The following is a 20,197-nucleotide window of genomic DNA, read 5'->3' on the forward strand; positions in this document are numbered from 1 at the left end:
GAACTCTGCGGTTCGCTGGTTCACGGTGGTCCCTCCTGTCCGGCCCTATCCGCCTGGAGGGATCCAGCAGTGAGACGAAGGCGATTTGTCGCAGGGGCGATCGGCACCCTCTCGGGTATCGCGCTCGGCCCCGGTCCGGCCCGGGCCGACGAGCCGACGCCCCGTACGCAGGGCTGGCAGGCCGTGCCGGCGCCCGGCAGCACTCCGGCCGCGCAGCTGCGCCGTATCGCCGCGGCCGGCTCCCGTCTGGGCTGGGCGGTCGGTGAGGAGGGCCGCGCCGGGCCGTCGCAGGGGCGGGCGCTGGCCATGCTGTGGAACGGCAGCGCCTGGACGAAGACCGACCTGTCGCACTTGGACCACACGCGGTTGAGCGACGTCGCCGGTGTCTGCTCCAGCGCCGGGTGGAGTGTGGGCCAGCCTGCCGGGAACGGTAGCCCGCTGCTGCGCTGGGACGGAACCACCTGGCGGGAAGCCACGTTCCCGGGCCAGGGCGAGCCGGACGTTCGGTTGAACGCGGTGGCGGTCGGCCACGACCGGCGGGTGTGGATCTGCGGCAGCCGAGGCGGCGCCACCCGGCTGCTGCACTGGGATGGGCAACGATGGCAATGGCTGGACCCGCTGCCCGTCGCGAGCGCGAGTCTGTACCGGGTCGTACTGCGCTCGCCGGGCGAGGTCTGGGTGAGCGGCGATCAGTCGAACGGCGGAGGATGGTCCGGACTCGTGGCCCGCTGGGACGGAGCCTGGACGGTCCTGCCCCCGATCGCGGGCCTGCGTCTGGGTATCGCCGATCTTCACTCGGCCGGTCCGGACGATGTGTGGGCGGTGGGCACCGAGGCCGGCGTCGGCGGGCCGCCCGGCCGCCCCGGCAACCCCGCGCTGAGCCACTGGGACGGCACGGCCTGGACGCGGGTGGAAGCGGGCTTCACCGTCGGGGCGTTGAGTGGAATCGCGGGCGATGCGCAGGGTAGCGCCGCATGGATATCGGGCTGGAACTACCAGGACCAGAGCCGCAGTACGTACCTGCGGCGGGACGGCGGCGCCTGGACCGTCGTTCGAGGCCCGGCCGGTACGGCGCCGGCGCCGTACCTCAACGACGTGACGTCCGTTCCCGGTACCGCAGGGTTCTGGTCGGTCGGCATGACGAGTCCCACCCCGGCTCCTCCGACCGAGGCGTACACGGAACGCCTCGAAGCCTGACGCGGATTCCGTACCGAGCCGGGGCCGAATCCAGCCACCTGATCCACGACAGCCGGGGCCCACGCCATGCTCTCGCGCGGGCCCCGTCGAACCGCGGGTCAGGCGCCGGCAGGTTTGCGTTCGCGCCACCACGAAGCCGACCAGGCCAGCAGCGCACCGCCCGCCGCGTAGGCGCCGAGCACCCAGAGTGCCGATGTGGTGGCGTTGCCGGAGAAGTACACGGTGTTGCGGACCAGGGTGGTGCCCGCCCCGGGCGGCAGGGCCTGGCCGATCGCGCTCCAGAACGACGGGAGCAGCGGCGCCGGGTACACACCGCCGGAGCTCGGGTTGCCCAGCACCACGAAGAGGAGGACGACCACGCCGGTGCCCAGCAGGCCCAGCAGGGTCTGCAGCGCGAGCGCGGTCGCCGCCGAGGCGAGGACGACGAGGGTGCCGATGCCGCTCAGGGCCCAGAAGTGGCCGCCGAGCGCGTCGAACACCGGCCCCACGATCACCGCTCCGGCGATGCCCGACACGATCGCGTACGGCACGAGGACGGCGAGCCGGATGAGGGTGCGGTGCCGGCTGGCGGGCCGCGAACCCGCGGCCATGCCCATGATCGTCGCGGTGAGGTAGCCGCCGATCACCCAGCCGAGCACGAGGTAGAAGGACGTCATGCCGCGCCCGTCACCGGAGTTCGGGGACCGGATGTCGGTGACGGTGATCTGGCGCTTTTGCGCCGCCTCGATCTTCTGGGCGATCTGCGTGGCGGTCTGCGACACCGACGGCCCGCCGGCCGAGGCGACCAGGAGGGTGTCCTTGGTGCCGGTCGCGTCGAAGAGGAAGGCGGCGTCGGCCTTCCGCGTGAGGACCCACTGGCGGGCGTCGGCGGTGCTGGGGGCCGCCGTGGCCTCGACCGGGTTGCCGTCGAGGGCGTTGAGTTGGGCGACGATCTTCGCGGACGCCTGCTGCGGAGCGGCCACCGCGACCGGGATCCGGTGCGGCGTGGGCGAGTGGAAGGCGCCGACGTACGAGACGACGAAGGCGAGCTGGACGAGCAGGCCACCGAGCACGAGTCCGAACGCCCGGAGCGTTACGGCGTCCCTCAACTCGGCGACGAAACCAGGGGACTTGGCGGCGGAGTCGACGGGGGCGTCGGCGGCGGAGTCCGTGGGGGATATGCCCTGGGGAGGGCTGGACGGGGAGTTCACGGGGCCGATGATCGCACGGGTACGTGAACGAGCCCCTGGCCGTGGACGTCGTACTCCCCGCCGCCTCAGCCCTAAGGGACTGTTAGGACTTCGTTCGCGATGTTGAACGGCCCCGTCATGCCCTCGACTCTGTGTGCTCCCGGGCCGCAGACAAGGGAGTTCTCGATGGCCACACAGACCACACCCGTGCGCGCGCAGAAGTCACGCCGCGCGGAGCGCAGGGTCGTCAGCAACATCGTGCGCGGATCGATCGGCAACCTGATCGAGTGGTACGACTGGTACGCGTACACCGCGTTCAGCGTGTACTTCGCCGCCGCGTTCTTTCCGTCCGGCGACCAGACCGCCCAGCTGCTGAACACCGCCGCGGTGTTCGCGGTCGGGTTCCTGATGCGCCCGGTCGGCGGCTGGGTCCTCGGCCGCTATGCCGACCGCCGTGGGCGGCGCGCGGCGCTGACACTGTCGGTGACGCTCATGGCGGCCGGTTCGCTGATCGTGGCGGTGACCCCGTCGTACGGCTCGATCGGTGTCGCCGCGCCGGTGCTGCTGGTGGCCGCGCGGCTGCTGCAGGGCCTGTCGGTCGGCGGTGAGTACTCGACGTCGGCCACCTATATGTCGGAGGTGGCGTCGCCGGGCCGGCGCGGCTATTACTCCAGCTTTCAGTACGTCACGCTCATCGCCGGCCAGTTGACGGCGCTCGGTCTGCAGATCGTCCTGCAGCAGGTGCTCAGCGCCGCGCAGATGGAGGCGTGGGGCTGGCGGGTCGCGTTCGTCGTCGGTGCCGCGGGGGCGATCGTCGTGCTGTGGCTGCGGCGCGGCATGGACGAGTCGGAGAGCTTCGAGCGGGTCGCGGCCGAGGGCGACGGAGGCGAGAGTGGTGGACCTGCGCGCGGCAGCCTGCGGATGCTGCTGTCCTACCCCCGGCAGTGCCTGGTCGTGGTCGGGCTGACCATGGGCGGCACGCTGTTCTTCTACACGTACACCACGTATCTGCAGAAGTTCATGGTCAACACCAGCGGGATCGCCAAGCCCACGGCGGCCTGGATCAACTTCTTCGCGCTGCTGGTGTTCGTGGTGCTGCAGCCGGTCATGGGGCTGCTGTCCGACCGGGTGGGGCGCCGTCCGATGCTGATCGCGTTCGGAGTGCTCGGCGCGGTGGTCGTGGTGCCCTCGCTCACGCTGCTGTCGCACACCAGCGACCCCGTGTACGCGTTCCTGCTCATGGTCGGGCCGCTGGCGGTCAGTTCCCTGTACACCTCGATCAGCGCGGTGGTGAAGGCCGAGCTGTTCCCGACCTCGATCCGGGCGCTGGGCGTCGGCCTGCCGTACGCGCTGACCGTGGCCGTGTTCGGCGGGACGGCCGAGTACGTGGCCCTGTGGTTCAAGAACGCCGGGCACGAGAGCTGGTACTTCTACTACGTCACCGCCTGTGTCCTGATTTCGCTGCTCGTCTACATTCGGATGCGCGAGACGTCCGACGGCTCGCCGCTGGAGACCGAGACCCGCGACCACTGACGGAAGGGAGGCGACCGTGCGCGTGCTGCTGGCCGAGGACGACGACGGGGTGGCCGACGCCCTCACCGAGGCCCTGTACGAGCACGGTCATCTGCCCACGCGGGTGCGGCGCGGCGAGGAGGTCCTCGTCCGTCACCGGCAGGCCGACCTGCTGCTGCTCGACCTCGGCCTGCCCGACCTCGACGGCCTCGAAGTGCTGCGCAAGCTGCGCGCGGTGAGCGGTCTGCCGGTGGTGGTCCTCACCGCGCGGGGCGACGAGCGGTCGGTGGTGCGCGGCCTGCGGCTGGGCGCCGACGACTACCTGGTCAAGCCGGTACGGCTGGCCGAGCTGCTGGCCCGTATCGAGGCCGTCACCCGGCGCGCCGCGACAGCCGCCGCACCGGCGCCGCGTACGGTCCGCGCCGACGACGTCGAGGTCGACCTCGACGCGCGCCGGGTGACGGTCGGCGGGGCCGAGGTGCGGCTGACCACCAAGGAGTTCGCGATCCTCGCCGCCCTGGCGACCCGGGCCGGTACGGCGGTCAGCCGCCAGCAGCTGATGGACGAGGTGTGGGGCGACGCCTACCTGGCCGTGTCCCGTTCGCTCGACGTCCATCTCACCCAGCTGCGGGCCAAGATCGGCCGCCCCGAGGTGCTGACCACGATCCGCGGCTTCGGCTACCGGTTCGGCGGCGGCTGAGCCGGCCGGGACCCTCGCATGCGTACCCGGGTACTGACCGTCGTCCTGGCCTTCGCCGTGCTCGCGGTGGCCGGGTTCGCCGTCCCGCTGCTGGGTGTCACCGCCACCCAGCGCACCGAGCAGCTCGTCGCGGCCCGCACCGCCGACCTCGACCGCTTCGCGGGGCTGGCCGAGCAGGCCGCCGAGAGCGGCGACACCGGCACGCTGACCGCCGAGGTCACCCGGTACACCGAGCTGTACGGCGAGGCGGTCGTGGTCGTCGACGCCCGCCGCGCCCCGGTGGCGCAGACCGGCGGCATGCACGCCGCGGACCCGGCCGTCGCCCGCCTCGTCGACGCGGCGCTGCGCAACCAGCCCGTCTCGCCCGGGGGCACGCTGCGCCCCTGGTCGCGCGGCGACAAAATGCTCGCCCGCCCGGTGGGCACCGGCACCCGGGTGTCCGGCGCCGTGGTGCTGCGGGCCTCGGTGCGGGCCGCCGCCGACGACATCGCCCTGCGCTGGGCGCTGGTCCTGGCCGGCGCGGGCCTGTTCGCGGTGGCGTGCGTGCTGGTCGGCCGCGCCGCCACGCGGTGGGTCGTACGCCCCCTGCACCGCCTCGACCGCGCGGTCGGCACGCTCGCGGCCGGGCTGCCGGCCGAGCACGCCCGGGCCGGCGGCCCGCCCGAGCTGCGCCAGCTGGCCACCGGCTTCAACCGCATGGCCGACGCGGTGACCACCGCACTGGAACAGCAGCGCCGCCTGGTCGCCGACACCTCGCACCAGCTGCGCAACCCGCTCGCCGCACTGCGCCTGCGCATCGACTCCCTCCAGCCCCGCCTGCCGGACACCGCCACCCGCACCTACACGGGCGTGACCGCCGAACTCGAACGCATGGAGCACCTCCTCGACGACCTGCTCGCCCTCGCCAACGCCGAACACCGCGCCGGCGAACTGGCCGTGACGGACGGGGCGCAGGCGTGCTGCGACGCGACGGCGGTCACCGCTGCCCAGGCACAGCTGTGGCACCTGGTGGCCGAACAGGACGGAGTCCACCTGGAGTTCTCCCCCGGCCCCTCCGTCCTCATGGCCTGCACGGAGGGCGAACTGGCCCAGGTGGCCGACATCCTGCTGGACAACGCGATCAAGTACGCCGGGAGCGGCGCCCGCGTCGAGACGCGCTGCTTCGTCGAGGGCGCGAACGCGGTGTTCGAGGTACGGGATGACGGCCCCGGCCTCGCGACCGGCGAACTCCCCCGGGCCGGCACCCGCTTCTGGCGCTCGGAGCGGCACCGCGCGGTGCGCGGCAGCGGCCTCGGTCTGGCGATCGCCGAGCAGCTGGTGGCCGGCCGGGGCGGGCGCACCGAGTTCGCGGCGGCCGAGCCGCACGGCCTGCGGGTCCGGGTCCTGCTCCCCCGCGCCGAGCGCAGGGCGTCCGGCCAGAAGGGGTTTACAGCATGACCGGCCCCGCCCGCCGCACCGCACTGCGCGCCGCCCTCGCAACGGCGTGCACCGCACTGCTCGCCACCGCCGCGACGTCCGACGCGCGGCACACGGACCGCGGTCCGAAGGGCAGGCTGCGCATTGCGACCGGCGAGTCTGGCAACTTCTACGCGGCCTTCGGCCGGCTGCTCGCCGACCAGGTGACGGCGGCCTACCCCCAGCTGTCCTGCGAGGTGATCAACAGCGAGGCCAGCGTGGCCAACATACGGCTGCTTCGAGCACGCCGGGCCGACGTGGCCCTGTCACTGGCCGACATCGCGGGGGCCGCGTACGGCGGCTCGGCGCCGTTCGGCAGTCGGGTCCCGCTGCGTGCCATCGGCCGGGTCTACGAGAACTACCTTCAGCTGGCCGTGCGCGCCGACGCGCGGATCCCCACCGTCGCCGACCTGGCCGGGCGCACCGTCTCGCTGGGCGCACCCGCATCCGGCGGTGCCGTCCTCGGCGACCGACTGCTGCGCGCAGCGGGCCTGACCCCGGGCTCCGACGTCGGCGTCCGCCATCTGTTGCTGCCGCAGGCGGTACGCGCCATGCGGGACGGCGCGATCGACGCCCTGCTGGTGTCGGGCGGCCTACCGCTGCCGGCCCTCTCCGGCCTCGACCCCCACCCCGGCATCCGCCTCCTGCCGCTGGCCGACCTCCTGCCCCGCCTGCGCGCCGACGCGGGACTCTTCGCCTCGGGGGTGGAGCCGGTGACGGTGCCGGCCGGGGCGTACCGCGGAACGCCCGAGGTGACCACCATCGGCGTGGCCAACCTGCTCCTGTGCCGCCCCGACCTGCCGGCGCCCATCGCCGCCGCCCTCACCCACGTCCTGGTGCGCCGCGCCACCCGGCTCGTCCCCACCACGGCCCTCGGCACCCAGTTCCTCGACGCCCGCAGCCTGATCTCCACCGGGGTGGTGCCCCTGCACTCCGGGGCGGTCGTCGCCTACCGCGAGCTGCACGGTTAGCCACTCGTCCCGAGAGCCGGAATTCGTCTGATCAGCGGTCGGCACCGGAACTACCGTCCCTGCCGTGATGTCGTACTGCTTCGCCGCCACGTGGATCGGCCGCGCCTGAGCGCGGCGGCACCGGTCCTTCGTCCCGTCGCGCCCGTGAACCCTCCCACCACCACTACGGGCACGGAGATCCCCCATGTTCACGCCTTGTCAGGAGCTCGATGCGCTCCTGGCCGACTTCGTCGGCACGGTCCGCGGCATCCTCGGTGACACATTCGTCGGTGCCTACCTGCAGGGTTCTTTCGCGCTGGGCGCCGGAGACCTGCACAGCGACTGCGACTTCATCGTCGCCACCACCGCCCTGCCCAGCGGGGCGACGGAGGCGGAACTGCGCCGGCTGCACGCCGAGATCCCCACCCGCCCCGGCCACTGGACGAAGCACCTGGAAGGCTCCTACGCGGACACCACGTCCCTGCGGGCCTCCTCCGGCCTCGGAACGCGGTGGCTGTTCTGCGACCACGGCCACTGCGAGCTGGTCTGGGACACCCACTGCAACAGCCTGCACACCCGCTGGATTCTCCGGAACCACGGCATCACGCTCGCCGGGCCGCCGATCAGCGGCCTGGTCGACGCGGTGCCACCGCAGCCCATGCGCGAGGCGATGCGCACGATGCTGCCCGGCCTCATGGACGACCTGAAGACCTGGGCCCGCTTCGACATGGCCTGGGCTCAGCGAAATGCGGTGACCGCCTATTGCCGGGCGCTCTTCACGCTGCACACCGGTCAGGTCGCCTCCAAGCGCGGCGCGCTGGAGTGGGCCCGGGACCACCTTGATCCGATGTGGCACCCGCTGCTCGACCAGGTGATCGAGGACCGAGTCCGCGGCCTCGACCCGGCCGATCCGCCACGGCCCGGCAGTATCGACGCGATGTACGCATTCGCTGCCTACGCAAAGGCGTTCGCCGACTGACGGAGCCGGGCCCGGGACCGGGCCCCTCCCCCGGATCTGCGTGAAATGCTGGGTAGACACCCACCGAGGCGAACCGAGAGGTGGCGAGGGTGATGGACTGGGCTCGGTTCGCGCAGCAGATGGCGTCGATGGCACGGGATCTGCTGGCGCAGGAGTCGGTCGACGCCACCCTGGAAAGGATCACCGGCTCGGCCGTCGACCTGGTGGAAGGCTGCGACGCGGCCGGCATCCTGGTGCTGCACGGCAAGAAGGTCCAGTCGCTGGCGCCCACCGAGGAGCTGGTCGTCGACTGTGACCGGCTGCAGGAGAAGCTGAGCGAGGGGCCGTGCTTCGATGCCGCCCGCACAGCGCAGGGAGAGCGGGTGCTCCGTATCCGGGACTTCACCCGGGAGCAGCCGCGCTGGCCGGCCTTCGCCCCCCGGGCCCACGAACTGGGCGTGGGCAGCATGATGGGCTTCCTGCTGTACACCGAGGACGAGGATCTCGGCGCGCTGAACCTCTACGCTCGCAAGCCCGGCGCCTTCACCGAGGCCGGTGAGCTGGCCGGCTGGCTGCTGGCCTCCCACGCCGCGGTCGCCTTCTCCAGCGCCCGCACGCACGCCCAGATGGAACACGCCGTCGCCACCCGTCACATGATCGGCGAGGCCATGGGCATCCTCATGGGCAGCCACGACCTCACCGAGCAGCAGGCCTTCGACGTGCTCCGCCGCTACTCTCAGGAGAACAACGTCAAACTCCGTGAGGTCGCGCGCCTGATCTGCGAGCGCGGCCCTCTGTCGTGATCACGCGGGCGGCTCCCCCGGCTCGTGGTCTGAACCAGAGGAGCCTGGCCGGGCCAGCCCCCAATGGGTACGCCGCTGAGCCGGCCTGAACGCCAAGTCCCCAGCCCCGGGCATTTCACTCGGACCGAGGCCGTCACATTGCGTGTGCGTGGCCGCACCGAGACGCGTTCAGGGAGCGCCGCGCGCGGCCGATTCGATCTCAGGCCGCCAGATGTGGAGAATCATGACCATGAGCGAGAACGTGTTTTTCAAAGTTTCGGCCGGTGGCGAGGACCTCGGCCGCATCGTCTTCCGACTGTTCGACGACGTGGTGCCCAAGACCGCGCGCAACTTCCGTGAGCTGGCGACGGGCCAGCACGGGTTCGGCTACAAGGGTTCGCCCTTCCACCGGGTCATCCCGGAGTTCATGCTGCAGGGCGGTGACTTCACCAACGGCAACGGCACCGGTGGCAAGAGCATCTACGGTGAGACGTTCGCGGACGAGAACTTCCAGCTCAAGCACGACAGGCCGTTCCTGCTGAGCATGGCCAACGCGGGTCCGGGCACGAACGGCTCGCAGTTCTTCGTCACCACCGTGGTGACGCCGTGGCTGGACGGCAAGCACGTCGTCTTCGGCGAGGTCGTCGAGGGCGAGGACGTCGTCAAGGCGATCGAGGGCCTCGGCAGCCGCTCGGGCGCGACGGCCAAGAAGATCGTCATCGACGACTGCGGCGTCGTCGCCTGACGACCCTGTTGCAGGGGGCAGGCCCTGACCGGCCTGCCCCGTCGCTGCCGCGATCAGTGTGATTCGCGGCTCACCTGCGAGCCGCTGGCCCCTACGAGGAAGTCGAGATCGGCGCCGGTGTCGGCCTGGAGGACATGGTCGATGTAGAGGCGTTCCCAGCCGCGCCGGGGATCGGCGAAGCCGGCCACGGTCGCCTTGCCGGGGGTTCTGCGGGCGAGTTCGCCGGTGGGTACGTCGACGTCGATGCGGCGGGCCTCGACGTCCAGGGTGATGAAGTCCCCCGTCCGCACCAGTGCGAGGGGGCCGCCGGCCGCGGCCTCGGGGGCGACGTGCAGGACGACCGTTCCGTACGCCGTGCCGCTCATGCGGCCGTCGCAGACGCGGACCATGTCGCGGACGCCCTGTTCGAGAAGCTTTTTCGGCAGAGGCATGTTGGAGACCTCGGGCATGCCCGGGTAGCCCTTGGGGCCGCAGCCGCGCAGGACGAGGACCGAGTCGGCGTCGACGTCCAGGTCCGGGTCGTCGATCCGAGCGTGGAAGTCCTCGATGGAGTCGAAGACGACGGCCCGGCCGCGGTGGCGCAGCAGGTGCGGGGAGGCTGCGGCGGGTTTGATGAGGGCGCCGTCGGGTGCGAGGTTGCCGCGCAGGACGGCGATGCCGCCCTCGGCGACCAGAGGTTCGGCGCGGGTGCGGATGACCTCGTGGTCCCAGATCGGGGCGTCGCCCAGTGCGTCGACCAACGGCTCGCCGGTGACGGTGAGCGCGTCCGGGTCGAGCAGGTCGCGGACCTCGCGCAGGACGGCGAGCAGGCCTCCGGCGCGGTGGAAGTCCTCCATGAGGAAGCGGCCGGCCGGCTGGAGGTCCACCAGGACCGGGACGCGGGAGCCGATGCGGTCGAAGTCGTCGAGACGGAGGTCGATGCCCAGGCGGCCCGCGATGGCCAGCAGGTGGACGACGGCGTTGGTGGAGCCGCCGATGGCGGCGAGCGCGACGATCGCGTTGTGGAAGGACGCCTTGGTGAGGATCGTCCCGGGCCGGCGGTCGGCGCCGATCATGTCTACGGCCAGGCGGCCGGTGTGGTGCGCGGCCTGAAGCAGGCGGCTGTCGGGGGCGGGGGTTCCTGCCACGCCGGGGACGACCGTGCCCAGGGCCTCGGCGACCAGGGCCATCGTGGAGGCGGTGCCCATGGTGTTGCAGTGGCCGCGGCTGCGGATCATCGCCGACTCCGAGCGGGTGAACTGCTCCTGCGAGAGCGTCCCGGCCCGCACCTCCTCCGAGAGCCGCCACACGTCGGTGCCGCAGCCCAGCGGTGTGCCTCGGAAGGTCCCGGTGAGCATCGGACCGCCGGGTACGACTACGGCGGGCAGGTCCACCGACGCGGCGGCCATGAGCAGCGACGGGATCGTCTTGTCGCAGCCGCCCAGCAGGACGACGCCGTCGATGGGGTTGGCCCGCAGCATCTCCTCCGTGGCCATCGCGGCCATGTTGCGCCAGAGCATGGCGGTGGGCCGTACGTTCGTCTCGCCGAGCGAGACCACGGGCAGGTCCAGTGGGATGCCGCCCGCCTCGTACACGCCGTCGCGCACCGAGGACGCGACCTCGTCGAGATGGGCGTTGCAAGGGGTCAGGTCCGAGGCCGTGTTGGCGATGGCGATCTGCGGTCGGCCGGTGAAGGCGTCGCCCGGCACGCCCCTGCGCATCCACGCCCGGTGGATGTAGGCATTGCGGTCCTGTCCCTCGTACCACTGTGCGCTGCGCAGCCTCACCATGGGACCTCTTCCAGCAGTCGGTACGGAGGTCTACAGTCTGGAACGCCATGGAGCATACGCAGACGTACGACGGATCGACAGCCCTCGGCGCGAACAGTCCAACTGCCGCCGACGGCAACCGTCTTGTGGGCTCGGACCGGGTGCTGGCGGTTCTGAAGGAGCTCGCCCGGTATCCCGATGGTGTGGGGCTGGAGGAACTGACCCGGGTCGTCGCCAGTCCCAAGCCGACCGTCCACCGGGCGCTCGGCGCGCTGCGGCGGGCCGGACTGGCCGACCAGGACGTCCGCGGACGCTATGTGCTGGGGGATGATTTCCTGCGCATGGCCTTCGCCCACCACGAGGCCCGCCCCGAGCAGGTCCGTGTCCGCCCCGTACTCGAAGCGCTGGCGCACCGGTTCGGCGAGACCGCGCACTACGCGGTGCTCGACGGCCGTGAAGTCGTCTACCGCGCCAAGGTCGACCCGCCCACCGGTGCCGTCCGGCTGACGTCGACGATCGGCGGGCGCAACCCCGCCCACACCACCGCCGTCGGAAAACTTCTGCTCGCCCGGCGGTTGGGCACGGTGGAGGAGGTCGCGGCGTGGCGGGGCGAACGGCCGCTGGAGCGTCGTACGGAACGTTCCCTGTGTACGGCCGCCGCCCTGCACGACGATCTGACGGCCACGCGCGAGCGGGGATACGGCGTCGACGACCAGGAGAACGAGACCGGGGTCAACTGCCTTGCCCTTCCTGTCTATCCGACCTCGCCCACAGTGCCCTCCGGAGCCGTGAGCGTCAGCGCGCTGGCGTACCGGACCCCGTTGGCGTCCCTCGTGCACGCCCTCGACGAGATCCGCGCCCTGCTCGGCCCGCTCGGCGAACCCCACTCCTGACATGCCCTGTCCCTCACCACCCCCTCTGGAGCCGCCGTCTCATGCGCGCCTTCGTCCTGACCGCGCCCGGCGCGTACGAGGTCCAGGACCTCCCGGCACCGGTGGCCGCGCCCGGTGAAGTCGTCGTCGACGTCGAGCGGGTCGGCGTGTGCGGCACCGACATGGAGTTCTTCACCGGCGCCATGGCCTACCTCCACCAAGGACACTCCTCCTACCCGATGCGGCTCGGGCACGAGTGGGCCGGGCGCGTCGCGGCGGTCGGCGAGGGCGTGGACGCCGGCTGGATCGGCCGCCGCGTCATGGGGGACACCATGCTCGGCTGCGGCAGCTGCCGCCGCTGTCTGCGGGGCCGTCAGCACGTGTGCGAGAAGCGCCAGGAGGTCGGTATACGCGGAGCGCGGGCCGGGGCCCTGGCGGAGCAACTCGCCGTACCGGCGTCCTCGTTGCACGCCCTGCCCGACGCGGTCGACGCCGTGCTCGGCGCGCTCGTGGAGCCGGGCGGCAATGCCCTGCGCGCGGCGCGGGCGGCGGCAGTGCACGCCGGGGACCGTGCTCTCGTGCTGGGGCCCGGGACCATCGGCCTCCTGGTCGCGCTGTTCCTGCGGGCGTCGGGCGCGGAGGTTCACCTGCTGGACCGTGCCGACAGCTCGCCCGCGTTCGCCCACGCGTTGGGCTTCGAGCACGTGTGGGACGAGCGGTCCCTGCCGGAGCTGCCCTTCGACGCGGTCGTCGACGCCACGAACGCCGCCCATCTGCCGCAGAGGGCACTGGAGTTGGTCGAACCGTCCGGTCGCGTCGTGTACATCGGGCTGGCAGGCGAGCCGAGCAGGATCGACACCCGCGCACTGGTGCTGAAGGACGTGACCGCGGTGGGTGTCCTGTCCGGCTCTCCCGGCCTGGACACCACCATCCGGGCCTACGCGACCGGAGCGGTCGACCCCAGACCCCTCGTCGCCGCCACGGTGAGCCTCGACGAGGTCGGAGCGGTGCTCGCGGGCGAACGGCCGGAGAGCGCCGGGCCCGGCCCCAAGATCCATGTGGATCCCCGATGGAGTCACGACTCCGGTGCCCGCTGCCGGCGCCCGTGACCGTGCACGTGGCACAGCAACAGGCATACGTCGTCGTCGTGTTCGCAGTCGTGCAGCAGGGGGTGCAGGAGTCGGTCGGCCGACGTCTCCAGGTCCTCGTCGAGTTCGGTCGGGCGAAAGCCGCCCAGTTCCTCGGCGAGGCGCCGGATACCGGGATCGATCCCGTGGGCGCGGCGTTCCACCAGACCGTCGGTGTAGAGGGCCAGCGTCGATCCGGGCAGGAGCGGCACGGTGTGGTCGCGGATCTCCTGTTTCAGTGGGATGCCCAGCATGGCACCGGGTTTGGCGTCGAGGGTGTGGACCCGGCCGTCGGGGGTGCGCAGCACCGGTGGGGGGTGACCGGCGGCGGCCCAGGTGAGGGTGGGGTCGTCCGGGTGGAAGCGCGCGATAACCGCGGTGGCGTACAGGTCGAGGCGCAGGCGGTGCAGGAACAGATGCAGTCGCGTCAGGAGTTGGCCGGGGCTGCTGCCGTCGACGGCGTAGGCGCGCAGGGCGGTGCGCAATTGGCTCATCATCACGGCGGCGTGCAGCCCGTGCCCGGTGACGTCTCCGATGACGGTGATCAGGCTGCCGTCGGGCTGGCGGAAGGCGTCGTACCAGTCCCCGCCGATGTTCAGGCCCCGGGTGGCCGGGAGATAGCGTGCGGCCAGGGTCAGGCCGGGTGTCGTGGGCAGTTCGGTGAGCAGGGCGCGTTGCAGGGTCTCGGCGATGTCCCGGTTGTGCTCGAAGCGCCGGGCGTTCTCCAGGGCGATGCTGGCGCGTCGGGTGAGCTCGATCAGCATGACGGCGTCGTCCGCGTCCCAGCGCTCGTCGGGCGGCGACAGCGTGAGCACGCCCTGCGATGCCCGGCGGGTGAGCAGGGGGATGCACAGGAGGGGTCTGCCGGGGTCGAGGGCCGAGGGCGGCTGGTCGTCGACGCCGGGCAGGTTGCCGGGGTGGTCGGCGGCGTACTGCGGGCGGCCGCGGCGGGCCGCGAGGACGGCTGCGGCCGGATGCTGGCCGCCGCGCAGCGCGTCGTCCACGTCGTCGAACAGCCAGACGTCGACGGTGCGCGCGTATCGCGGCACCAGCAGAGCGGGCAGCAGCCGCACGATGGCCTCGTGGTTCAGGGAGGCGGTCAGGGCGGCGCTGGCATCGGCCAGGAAGGTCAGCCGGCCGCGGGCGTTCTCCGCCTCCTTGCGGGCCTGCTGCTCGGCGTCGAAGAGGTCGCGTTGGGCGCGGCCGGCGGCGTCGAGCTCGGCGTGGAGCGCCAGTACGCCCTGGTTGGTCTGGTGGAGTTCCTCACGGTGGAAGGCGACCAGGCCCTCCTGCTCTTCGAGCCGCTCCAGCAGCAGGGCCGCGTCCTCGTCGGCGCCGAACAGGGCCTCGGCCAGCGCAGCCGGGTCGTCGGCGGCCCGCTCGGCACCGGAGACGTCGGCGTCCTCGGCGCAGGGGACCGACGCACGCCAGGGGGGCTGCCGGTCGTCCGGGCGGCGCTTGGCCGCGGCCACCACGACGCTGAAGTCTCCCCCACCGGGTGACAGGGTCGCTGCCACGCCGACCCGCCACTCGCCTCCCTTGGTGAGGCACTGCCGCAGCTGTGCGGTGAGGGCGGCCACCAGCCGGGTGCGCTCGACGGTGGTCACTCCGCACGCGGCGGCCAGCCGCGCCGTGGCGATGCGGGCCTGCGCGGCGTCGGTGATGGTGCGGACGTGCCAGGTGCGGGTCATGAGGAAGGGTCCGGGGGGCAGGGGCTCAGCACGACGACGGCGGTGTCGTCGCGTACCGGCCGGGCGGGGCTGCTGGCGTCCCGCACGATCGCCGCGGCGATCACGGCGGGGTCGATGGGCGACGGGTCGTGAGCGGCCGGACCGGGGCTCCAGCGGCTCGGCAGGCCGTCACTGTGCAGGACCAGGAGGCAGTCGTCCGTCCAGGTCTGCTGTTGTTGCGGCAGGTGCGTGGGGAGGTGGGTGCCGACGATGCCGGGACGGCATCAACCTGCGCATGCTCGCCGAGGCCCTCGGCTCCACGCCGCCGTCGACGGGCCGGCTGTGCGACCGCCTCCAGGCGGTGGGCTTCGTCGAACGCGGGCCCAGCGCCTCCAGCCGCCGCGAACTGCGTCTGCGGCTGAGCCGTCACGGACGGTCCTTTCTGGCGGGGCTGCGCGCACGACGCGAAGCGGCCCTGCAGTGCGTGCTGGAGCAGATGCCCGTCACGAAGCGGACTGCTCTGCTGGAAGGCCTGGAGGCGTTCTGCGCCGCGGCGTCCGCGCAGATCCGTGAAGGAAGGTCGTCGTTGCTCGCTGTCGGTGCGGTTCGCGATCGATGAACTGCCTTTCTGAGACGGGGCCTTCACCCCTCCGTCGGGGCCGGAGGCTCGGGGTCCGCCGATCCCGAATCCGCGACGGCGAGCGCCTCCTCGGCACTCCCCACGATCGGGACGGTGATGCTGACACCGGTGAGGTCCAGGATCCGCCGGACGGCGGGCGCCGGGGAGATGACGTACACACCGCCCGGAATCTCCCGCACCTCCTGATAGGCCCGCAGGATGATGTTCATGCCGGACGAGTCCATGAAGGGCACGTCGGCGATGTCGAGCAGGAAGTGGCGTCGGCCGTGGTGGAGCTGATTCGCCAGGTGATGCTGCAACTCGGTGGCTGTATCCATGTCCAGGTCGCCCTCGACCGTGAGCAGCACGGCGTCCTCACGGGGCAGTTCCACCTTGATCGACAAGGGATTCTGGGCAACGGACACAAGTACCTCCCATAGGCGTTGACGATCGGGACGGGTGCCCCGACGGACGGATTTGATGCATCGTGGGGGCGACACTCCTGTCGTGACTCCTGTCGTGCCGGCTCGGCGCGCTGACGACCGTCCGTCGATGCGTTCGCCCGCCTACCCCCGAATCTCCCCAGCACACTGCCCGAAGAGCGGTTTGGCGGCCGGTCGACTGGTCACGCGAAGAGGGAGAACTCCTCGCCTCGGTCAGGGAGCGAAAGGATGAATGACAAGTACCGGACCGGCGCCACCAAGAGCCCTGCGGGCGCGGGCCGTGTGCGCCACGGATCGCTGAGTCCGGCCGAGGCACGCGGAGCCGTGCGGCGGGTCCTGTCCGAACAGTCGCGCGCACGCGGTACCGCGTGCGGGCCGGACACGCTCTCCGACGCGTTGCTGGTGGCATCGGAACTGACGACCAACGCGATGCTGCACGGCGGCGGCGTCACCGGCTTCGACGTCGAGGTCGTCGGCCAAAACCTGTACCTGTCCGTCAGCGACCGGGAGCGGCGCCGGCCGGTCGCCGTGGACTCGGTCGACCGTCACGGACGGCACCGCTGCGGAGGCCGCGGCTGGCCGATCGTGTGCCGACTGTCCCGGACCGTGCTGGTGTCGGACCTCCCGGCCGGCGGCAAGCGCATCACGGCGGTGATTGCCCTGCCGGCACAGTGCCGATACCGGGTCGGCGGAAGCTGACGCGGATGGGACCAGACCCTGACGGGACCTGACCCGGGCCGGACGGGACCAGGCCCGGACGAGCCGATGGCCACCGGGCCGAGCGGACAGACGGAACGAACGGACCAGGGAACGGACGGACCGACGGCCACCGGGCCGAGCAGACGGGACGAGCGGACGGACCGACGGCCACCGGGCCGAGCAGACGGGACGAGCGGACGGACCGACGGCCGCGGCGCGCCTCGGCCCGCGCCCGCACCACCTCGGCCGACACCGTTCAGGCGACCCGGCCGACGCGACTCAGCTGCTGACGGCGGGACGAACCGGCCGGAACCGCAGCCCCCCCTGCTCAGGCCACCCCTGGCTCCAACAACCCGGCGCGCAGCTGCTTGATGATGCGGCTGATGAGCCGCGAGACGTGCATCTGGGAGACGCCGATCCGGTCGGCGATCTGCGCCTGGGTGAGCTCCTCGACGAAACGCAGATGGATGATCCGGCGCTCACGCTCGTCGAGACCGGCGATCAGGGGTGCCAACGAGTGGAAGTCCTCGACGAGTTCCAGCGACGGGTCCTCCTCACCGAGGAGGTCGGCCAGGACGGACTCGCCGTTCTCGGCGTCGGAGGTGACGGCCGCGTCGAGGGAGGCGGACTGGTAGCCGTTGGCGGCCTTGCGGGCCTCGATCACCTCTTCCTCCGACAGCGACATCAGCTGCGCGAGCTCGCGGGTGCTCGGCGTGCGGCCCAGCCGGGAACGGAGCTCCTCCGTCGCCCTGGCCAGTTCCACGCGCGCCTCCTGCAGCCGGCGCGGCACATGGACCGCCCAGCTCGTGTCGCGGAAGAAGCGCTTGATCTCGCCGACGATGTACGGGACGGCGAACGTCGTGAACTCGACCTCCCGGGACACCTCGAAGCGGTCGATGGCCTTGATCAGCCCGATGGTGCCGACCTGGACGACGTCCTCCAGCGAGTCCCCACGGGCGCGGAAGCGCGACGCGGCGTACCGCACGAGCGACAGGTTGATCTCGATCAGCGTATTGCGTACGTACTGGTGCTCGCGCGTGCCCTCATCCAGCATGACAAGTCGGTCGAAGAACTGCCGCGACAACTCGCGTGCGTCCTGGGGCCTCCCCCTCGTCGGCTCCTCGATGAGCGGCAGCGCCGCCCCGTCCGTCGTGACCGTCTCCTGTGCCGTGGCCGTTGCCCGCGCCACCGTCACGGCTGCCATGCCGCCCTCCCGATCGCCGGAACCAGTTGTCCTTCCCCGCGTGCCCGGGCTCGCAGGGCTCACTCCCCTTGCGACGCCGGAAACACGGCACGGTGGTGAGTTCTGGCGTGAAGTCGCCCCTGGGCGCGGCCATTCCGGACACATCGCCCGCGGAAGTCCCCGACCGATGCCCGTCCCTTTCTCGCCCCTCGTGCGTCCGCTTCTCGCCCCTCCTGCGTCCGCGGCCGTTTGCGTGGTCAGTCGTGGGGCATGCGGGATTTCGTGCTTCGGACCAGAGGCGCACCGGTGCTACAGGTGTGACCGATCCGGGGCCTTCGCGCCCCGTGCACCGTGCCCCGTGCACCGTTTGCCACGGAGATTCCCTGAGAACGCCGTTCAGGAGCTGTTCCCCATGCTGGTTGAGACGTCCGCACACGGTTCCGACCTAGCCACCCGTCCCCGCGTGTCCGGCGGACGCGTCTACGACGACGCCCCCGACACCGCGGCCGACTTCGCCCGCCTGTCCGCACTGCCCGAAGGGCCCGAACGAGACGCGGTACGCGACGAACTGACCAAGGTGTGGCTGCCCATGGCCCACCGCATCGCCGGCCGATTCCGCAACCGCGGGGAGTCGCTGGAGGATCTGCGCCAGGTCGCGGCCCTCGGACTGGTGAAGGCCATAGACCGGTTCGAGCCCGGACGAGGAGCATTCGAGAGCTACGCCGTGCCCACCATCACCGGCGAGATCAAGCGGCATTTCCGCGACCGGATGTGGGCCCTGCGGGTTCCCCGTCGCGTCCAGGAGCTGCGCAACAAGGTGCGGTTCGCGCGCCGCGACCTCGCCGAGACCGCCGCCGGCTCCACCCCCTCGGTCGCCGAGATCGCCGCCCACACAGGGCTCACCGAGGACGAGGTCAGCGCGGGGTTGGAGGCCCTGGAGAGCTTCAGCACGCTGTCCCTCGACGCCGAGATGTCCTCGAGCGACGACGGCTTCAGCCTCGCCGACACGATCGGCACCTGCGACGAGGCGTACGACGTCGTCGTCGACCGGGAGGCGGCGAAGGAGGGGCTGCGGCGCCTGCCCGAGCGTGAGCGCGCCATCTTGTACATGCGCTTCTTCGAGGACATGACGCAAAGCCGCATCGCCGATTGCCTGGGCATCTCCCAGATGCATGTCTCCCGCATCATCAGCCGGTGCTGCGCGCGGGTGCGGGACGAGGCCCTCGACGCGGGGGTGGAGCCGGGGCGCTGAGGCGACGGGCCCCGGCGACGGCGGGCTCTCCCGACAGCCACGGCAGCGCAGAAGGAGCTGTCCCGACAGCCACTCGCACACAAGGAAGCGGCATCGACAGGAAGAAGGAAGCGATGTGAGCACCGACAGAATCTGGTCGTACCCTCCCGGAAGCGGCCACCAGGACGGGTGGACACTCACCGGGTTCACGGTCGAGGCGACCGATGGGGTCGTCGGCCATGTGGACCGCCAGGCCGACGACACTCCCCTGCGGCACTTGATCGTCGACACGGGCGCGTGGGTGTTCGGCAGAAGCCTGCTGATACCCGCGGGCACGGTCACCGGCGTCGACATGGAGACCCGGGTGGTCACCGTGGGGTGTACCCGGGCAGAGGCCAAGGCGGCTCCCCGCTTCGAGACCGACCGCGAGACCCTCGATCCCGAGTATTTGTCCGCCGTCGGTGCGTATTACGCCGCTCTGCCCCATGGTTCGGGCGCGAACGGGTAGCCGAGCCGCATGGACGCAGACGGACGACGAGGAGCGGAGACGACAGCGTGCGAGGAGTGGTGAAGTGACACAAGCCGCAGTCCTCTTGGTATGCGCCTGCGATGCTCGGCGAGTGGCGAGCATCCCGCGGGCGGCGAACGAGCGATCGTGAAGCCGGCGGAGCCCCGTCCAGCCGGGGACAGCGGGACGGCGCGCGGCCGGCCGGCCCCGATCACCAGTGCGGCGACGGCACGCAGTTATGTGCGGTCGGTCGTGGCCGAGCACTGGCGTGCCCCGTCCGGCCCGGCGAGTGAGAGAGCCGTCATGGACCTCCTGCTGGTCGTGTCGGAACTGGTCACCAACGCCATCCGGCACGGCGGTGGCCTGGCGGGGTTCGAGTTGGCCCTGCTTCCCGAGGGGGTGAAGCTGAGCGTGCACGACTACAGCGACGCCGTCCCGTCCGCCGCCTACGGGCCCGGCACCTTGCCCCGCACGCACGAGGGCAGCGGATACGGATGGCCGCTGATCATCCGCCTGTCCCGCGAGATCCTCATCGAGCGCCGCCGGGAGGGCGGCAAGACGGTCGGCGTGCTGGTGCCGCTGACGTGAGAGCCCGCGCGCACGCAAGTCCGCTCGTCGGGCGACGGGCG

The 20,197-nt window shown here is 71.8% G+C and carries 19 protein-coding genes and 2 pseudogenes; 15 read left to right on the forward strand and 6 right to left on the reverse strand.

Annotation, left to right across the window (positions count from 1 at the left end; all coding sequences use genetic code 11):
- Positions 1-69: 69 nt before the first annotated feature.
- Positions 70-1,197, forward strand: a complete 1,128-nt coding sequence (locus tag PBV52_RS00330) for a hypothetical protein (protein WP_274236205.1) — start codon at positions 70-72, stop codon at positions 1,195-1,197.
- Positions 1,198-1,295: 98 nt separating this feature from the next.
- Here PBV52_RS00330 and PBV52_RS00335 read toward each other — a convergent pair whose 3' ends face one another.
- Positions 1,296-2,387 carry an ABC transporter permease gene (locus PBV52_RS00335; RefSeq protein WP_274236206.1) on the reverse strand — a complete coding sequence of 364 codons (1,092 nt, stop codon included), beginning with the start codon at positions 2,385-2,387 and terminating at the stop codon, positions 1,296-1,298.
- Between the two features lie 165 nt (positions 2,388-2,552).
- Between PBV52_RS00335 and PBV52_RS00340 the strand changes: the two genes are divergently transcribed.
- The 7 genes from PBV52_RS00340 to PBV52_RS00370 all read left to right on the forward strand — a co-directional run bounded on the left by PBV52_RS00340 (position 2,553) and on the right by PBV52_RS00370 (position 9,468).
- Positions 2,553-3,899, forward strand: a complete 1,347-nt coding sequence (locus PBV52_RS00340) for an MFS transporter (protein ID WP_274236207.1) — start codon at positions 2,553-2,555, stop codon at positions 3,897-3,899.
- A gap of 16 nt (positions 3,900-3,915) precedes the next feature.
- Positions 3,916-4,578, forward strand: a complete 663-nt coding sequence (locus PBV52_RS00345; protein WP_274236208.1) for a response regulator transcription factor — start codon at positions 3,916-3,918, stop codon at positions 4,576-4,578.
- A gap of 18 nt (positions 4,579-4,596) precedes the next feature.
- A complete protein-coding gene (locus PBV52_RS00350) occupies positions 4,597-6,015 on the forward strand; it encodes a HAMP domain-containing sensor histidine kinase (RefSeq protein ID WP_274236209.1) in 1,419 nt (472 codons plus the stop codon).
- Positions 6,012-7,004 carry a TAXI family TRAP transporter solute-binding subunit gene (locus tag PBV52_RS00355; protein ID WP_274236210.1) on the forward strand — a complete coding sequence of 331 codons (993 nt, stop codon included), beginning with the start codon at positions 6,012-6,014 and terminating at the stop codon, positions 7,002-7,004. Before PBV52_RS00350 ends, PBV52_RS00355 begins: the two co-directional genes overlap by 4 nt.
- Positions 7,005-7,188: 184 nt before the next feature.
- Positions 7,189-7,962, forward strand: a complete 774-nt coding sequence (locus tag PBV52_RS00360) for an aminoglycoside adenylyltransferase domain-containing protein (RefSeq protein ID WP_274236211.1) — start codon at positions 7,189-7,191, stop codon at positions 7,960-7,962.
- A 92-nt stretch (positions 7,963-8,054) separates the two neighbouring features.
- Entirely contained in the window at positions 8,055-8,744 is a 690-nt protein-coding gene (locus PBV52_RS00365) for a GAF and ANTAR domain-containing protein (RefSeq protein WP_274236212.1), read from the forward strand.
- A 229-nt stretch (positions 8,745-8,973) separates the two neighbouring features.
- Positions 8,974-9,468: a peptidylprolyl isomerase gene (locus tag PBV52_RS00370; RefSeq protein ID WP_274236213.1), complete on the forward strand. Its 495-nt coding sequence runs from the start codon at positions 8,974-8,976 to the stop codon at positions 9,466-9,468.
- A 53-nt stretch (positions 9,469-9,521) separates the two neighbouring features.
- Here PBV52_RS00370 and PBV52_RS00375 read toward each other — a convergent pair whose 3' ends face one another.
- Positions 9,522-11,237: an IlvD/Edd family dehydratase gene (locus PBV52_RS00375; protein ID WP_274236214.1), complete on the reverse strand. Its 1,716-nt coding sequence runs from the start codon at positions 11,235-11,237 to the stop codon at positions 9,522-9,524.
- Between the two features lie 47 nt (positions 11,238-11,284).
- Here PBV52_RS00375 and PBV52_RS00380 point away from each other — a divergent pair, with 47 nt between their 5' ends.
- The gene (locus tag PBV52_RS00380; protein WP_274236215.1) at positions 11,285-12,109 is read left to right on the forward strand and encodes an IclR family transcriptional regulator; all 825 of its coding nucleotides are present in this window, start codon (positions 11,285-11,287) and stop codon (positions 12,107-12,109) included.
- A 41-nt stretch (positions 12,110-12,150) separates the two neighbouring features.
- Positions 12,151-13,197 carry a zinc-binding dehydrogenase gene (locus PBV52_RS00385; protein WP_274236216.1) on the forward strand — a complete coding sequence of 349 codons (1,047 nt, stop codon included), beginning with the start codon at positions 12,151-12,153 and terminating at the stop codon, positions 13,195-13,197.
- On the opposite strand, the gene PBV52_RS00390 is transcribed toward PBV52_RS00385, so the two are convergent.
- Positions 13,164-14,906 (reverse strand): PP2C family protein-serine/threonine phosphatase, encoded by a 1,743-nt coding sequence (locus tag PBV52_RS00390; RefSeq protein WP_274236217.1) that lies wholly within the window; start codon positions 14,904-14,906, stop codon positions 13,164-13,166. The genes PBV52_RS00385 and PBV52_RS00390 overlap by 34 nt on opposite strands.
- A pseudogene (locus tag PBV52_RS00395) lies at positions 14,903-15,166 on the reverse strand (phosphatase); the annotation flags it as partial. The gene PBV52_RS00390 and the pseudogene PBV52_RS00395, both read right to left, overlap by 4 nt.
- On the opposite strand from PBV52_RS00395, the pseudogene PBV52_RS00400 reads away from it, so the two are divergent.
- A pseudogene (locus tag PBV52_RS00400) lies at positions 15,163-15,504 on the forward strand (MarR family transcriptional regulator); the annotation flags it as partial. The pseudogenes PBV52_RS00395 and PBV52_RS00400 overlap by 4 nt on opposite strands.
- A gap of 23 nt (positions 15,505-15,527) precedes the next feature.
- Here PBV52_RS00400 and PBV52_RS00405 read toward each other — a convergent pair.
- Positions 15,528-15,929, reverse strand: coding sequence for an STAS domain-containing protein (locus PBV52_RS00405; protein ID WP_274236218.1), 402 nt, complete (start codon positions 15,927-15,929; stop codon positions 15,528-15,530).
- Positions 15,930-16,175: 246 nt separating this feature from the next.
- Here PBV52_RS00405 and PBV52_RS00410 point away from each other — a divergent pair, with 246 nt between their 5' ends.
- Positions 16,176-16,646 carry an ATP-binding protein gene (locus tag PBV52_RS00410; protein WP_274236219.1) on the forward strand — a complete coding sequence of 157 codons (471 nt, stop codon included), beginning with the start codon at positions 16,176-16,178 and terminating at the stop codon, positions 16,644-16,646.
- Between the two features lie 328 nt (positions 16,647-16,974).
- Here PBV52_RS00410 and PBV52_RS00415 read toward each other — a convergent pair whose 3' ends face one another.
- Positions 16,975-17,850 carry an RNA polymerase sigma factor SigF gene (locus PBV52_RS00415; protein ID WP_274236221.1) on the reverse strand — a complete coding sequence of 292 codons (876 nt, stop codon included), beginning with the start codon at positions 17,848-17,850 and terminating at the stop codon, positions 16,975-16,977.
- Positions 17,851-18,241: 391 nt separating this feature from the next.
- On the opposite strand from PBV52_RS00415, the gene PBV52_RS00420 reads away from it, so the two are divergent.
- The 3 genes from PBV52_RS00420 to PBV52_RS00430 all read left to right on the forward strand — a co-directional run bounded on the left by PBV52_RS00420 (position 18,242) and on the right by PBV52_RS00430 (position 20,156).
- Positions 18,242-19,081, forward strand: a complete 840-nt coding sequence (locus tag PBV52_RS00420; RefSeq protein ID WP_274236222.1) for a SigB/SigF/SigG family RNA polymerase sigma factor — start codon at positions 18,242-18,244, stop codon at positions 19,079-19,081.
- 115 nt (positions 19,082-19,196) lie between these two features.
- The gene (locus PBV52_RS00425; protein ID WP_274236224.1) at positions 19,197-19,568 is read left to right on the forward strand and encodes a PRC-barrel domain containing protein; all 372 of its coding nucleotides are present in this window, start codon (positions 19,197-19,199) and stop codon (positions 19,566-19,568) included.
- Positions 19,569-19,715: 147 nt separating this feature from the next.
- On the forward strand, positions 19,716-20,156 hold the full coding sequence (locus tag PBV52_RS00430; protein ID WP_274236225.1) for an ATP-binding protein: 441 nt from the start codon (positions 19,716-19,718) through the stop codon (positions 20,154-20,156).
- Positions 20,157-20,197 lie beyond the last annotated feature (41 nt).

This window comes from Streptomyces sp. T12 (assembly GCF_028736035.1).
In the GTDB taxonomy this organism is placed as follows: domain Bacteria; phylum Actinomycetota; class Actinomycetes; order Streptomycetales; family Streptomycetaceae; genus Streptomyces.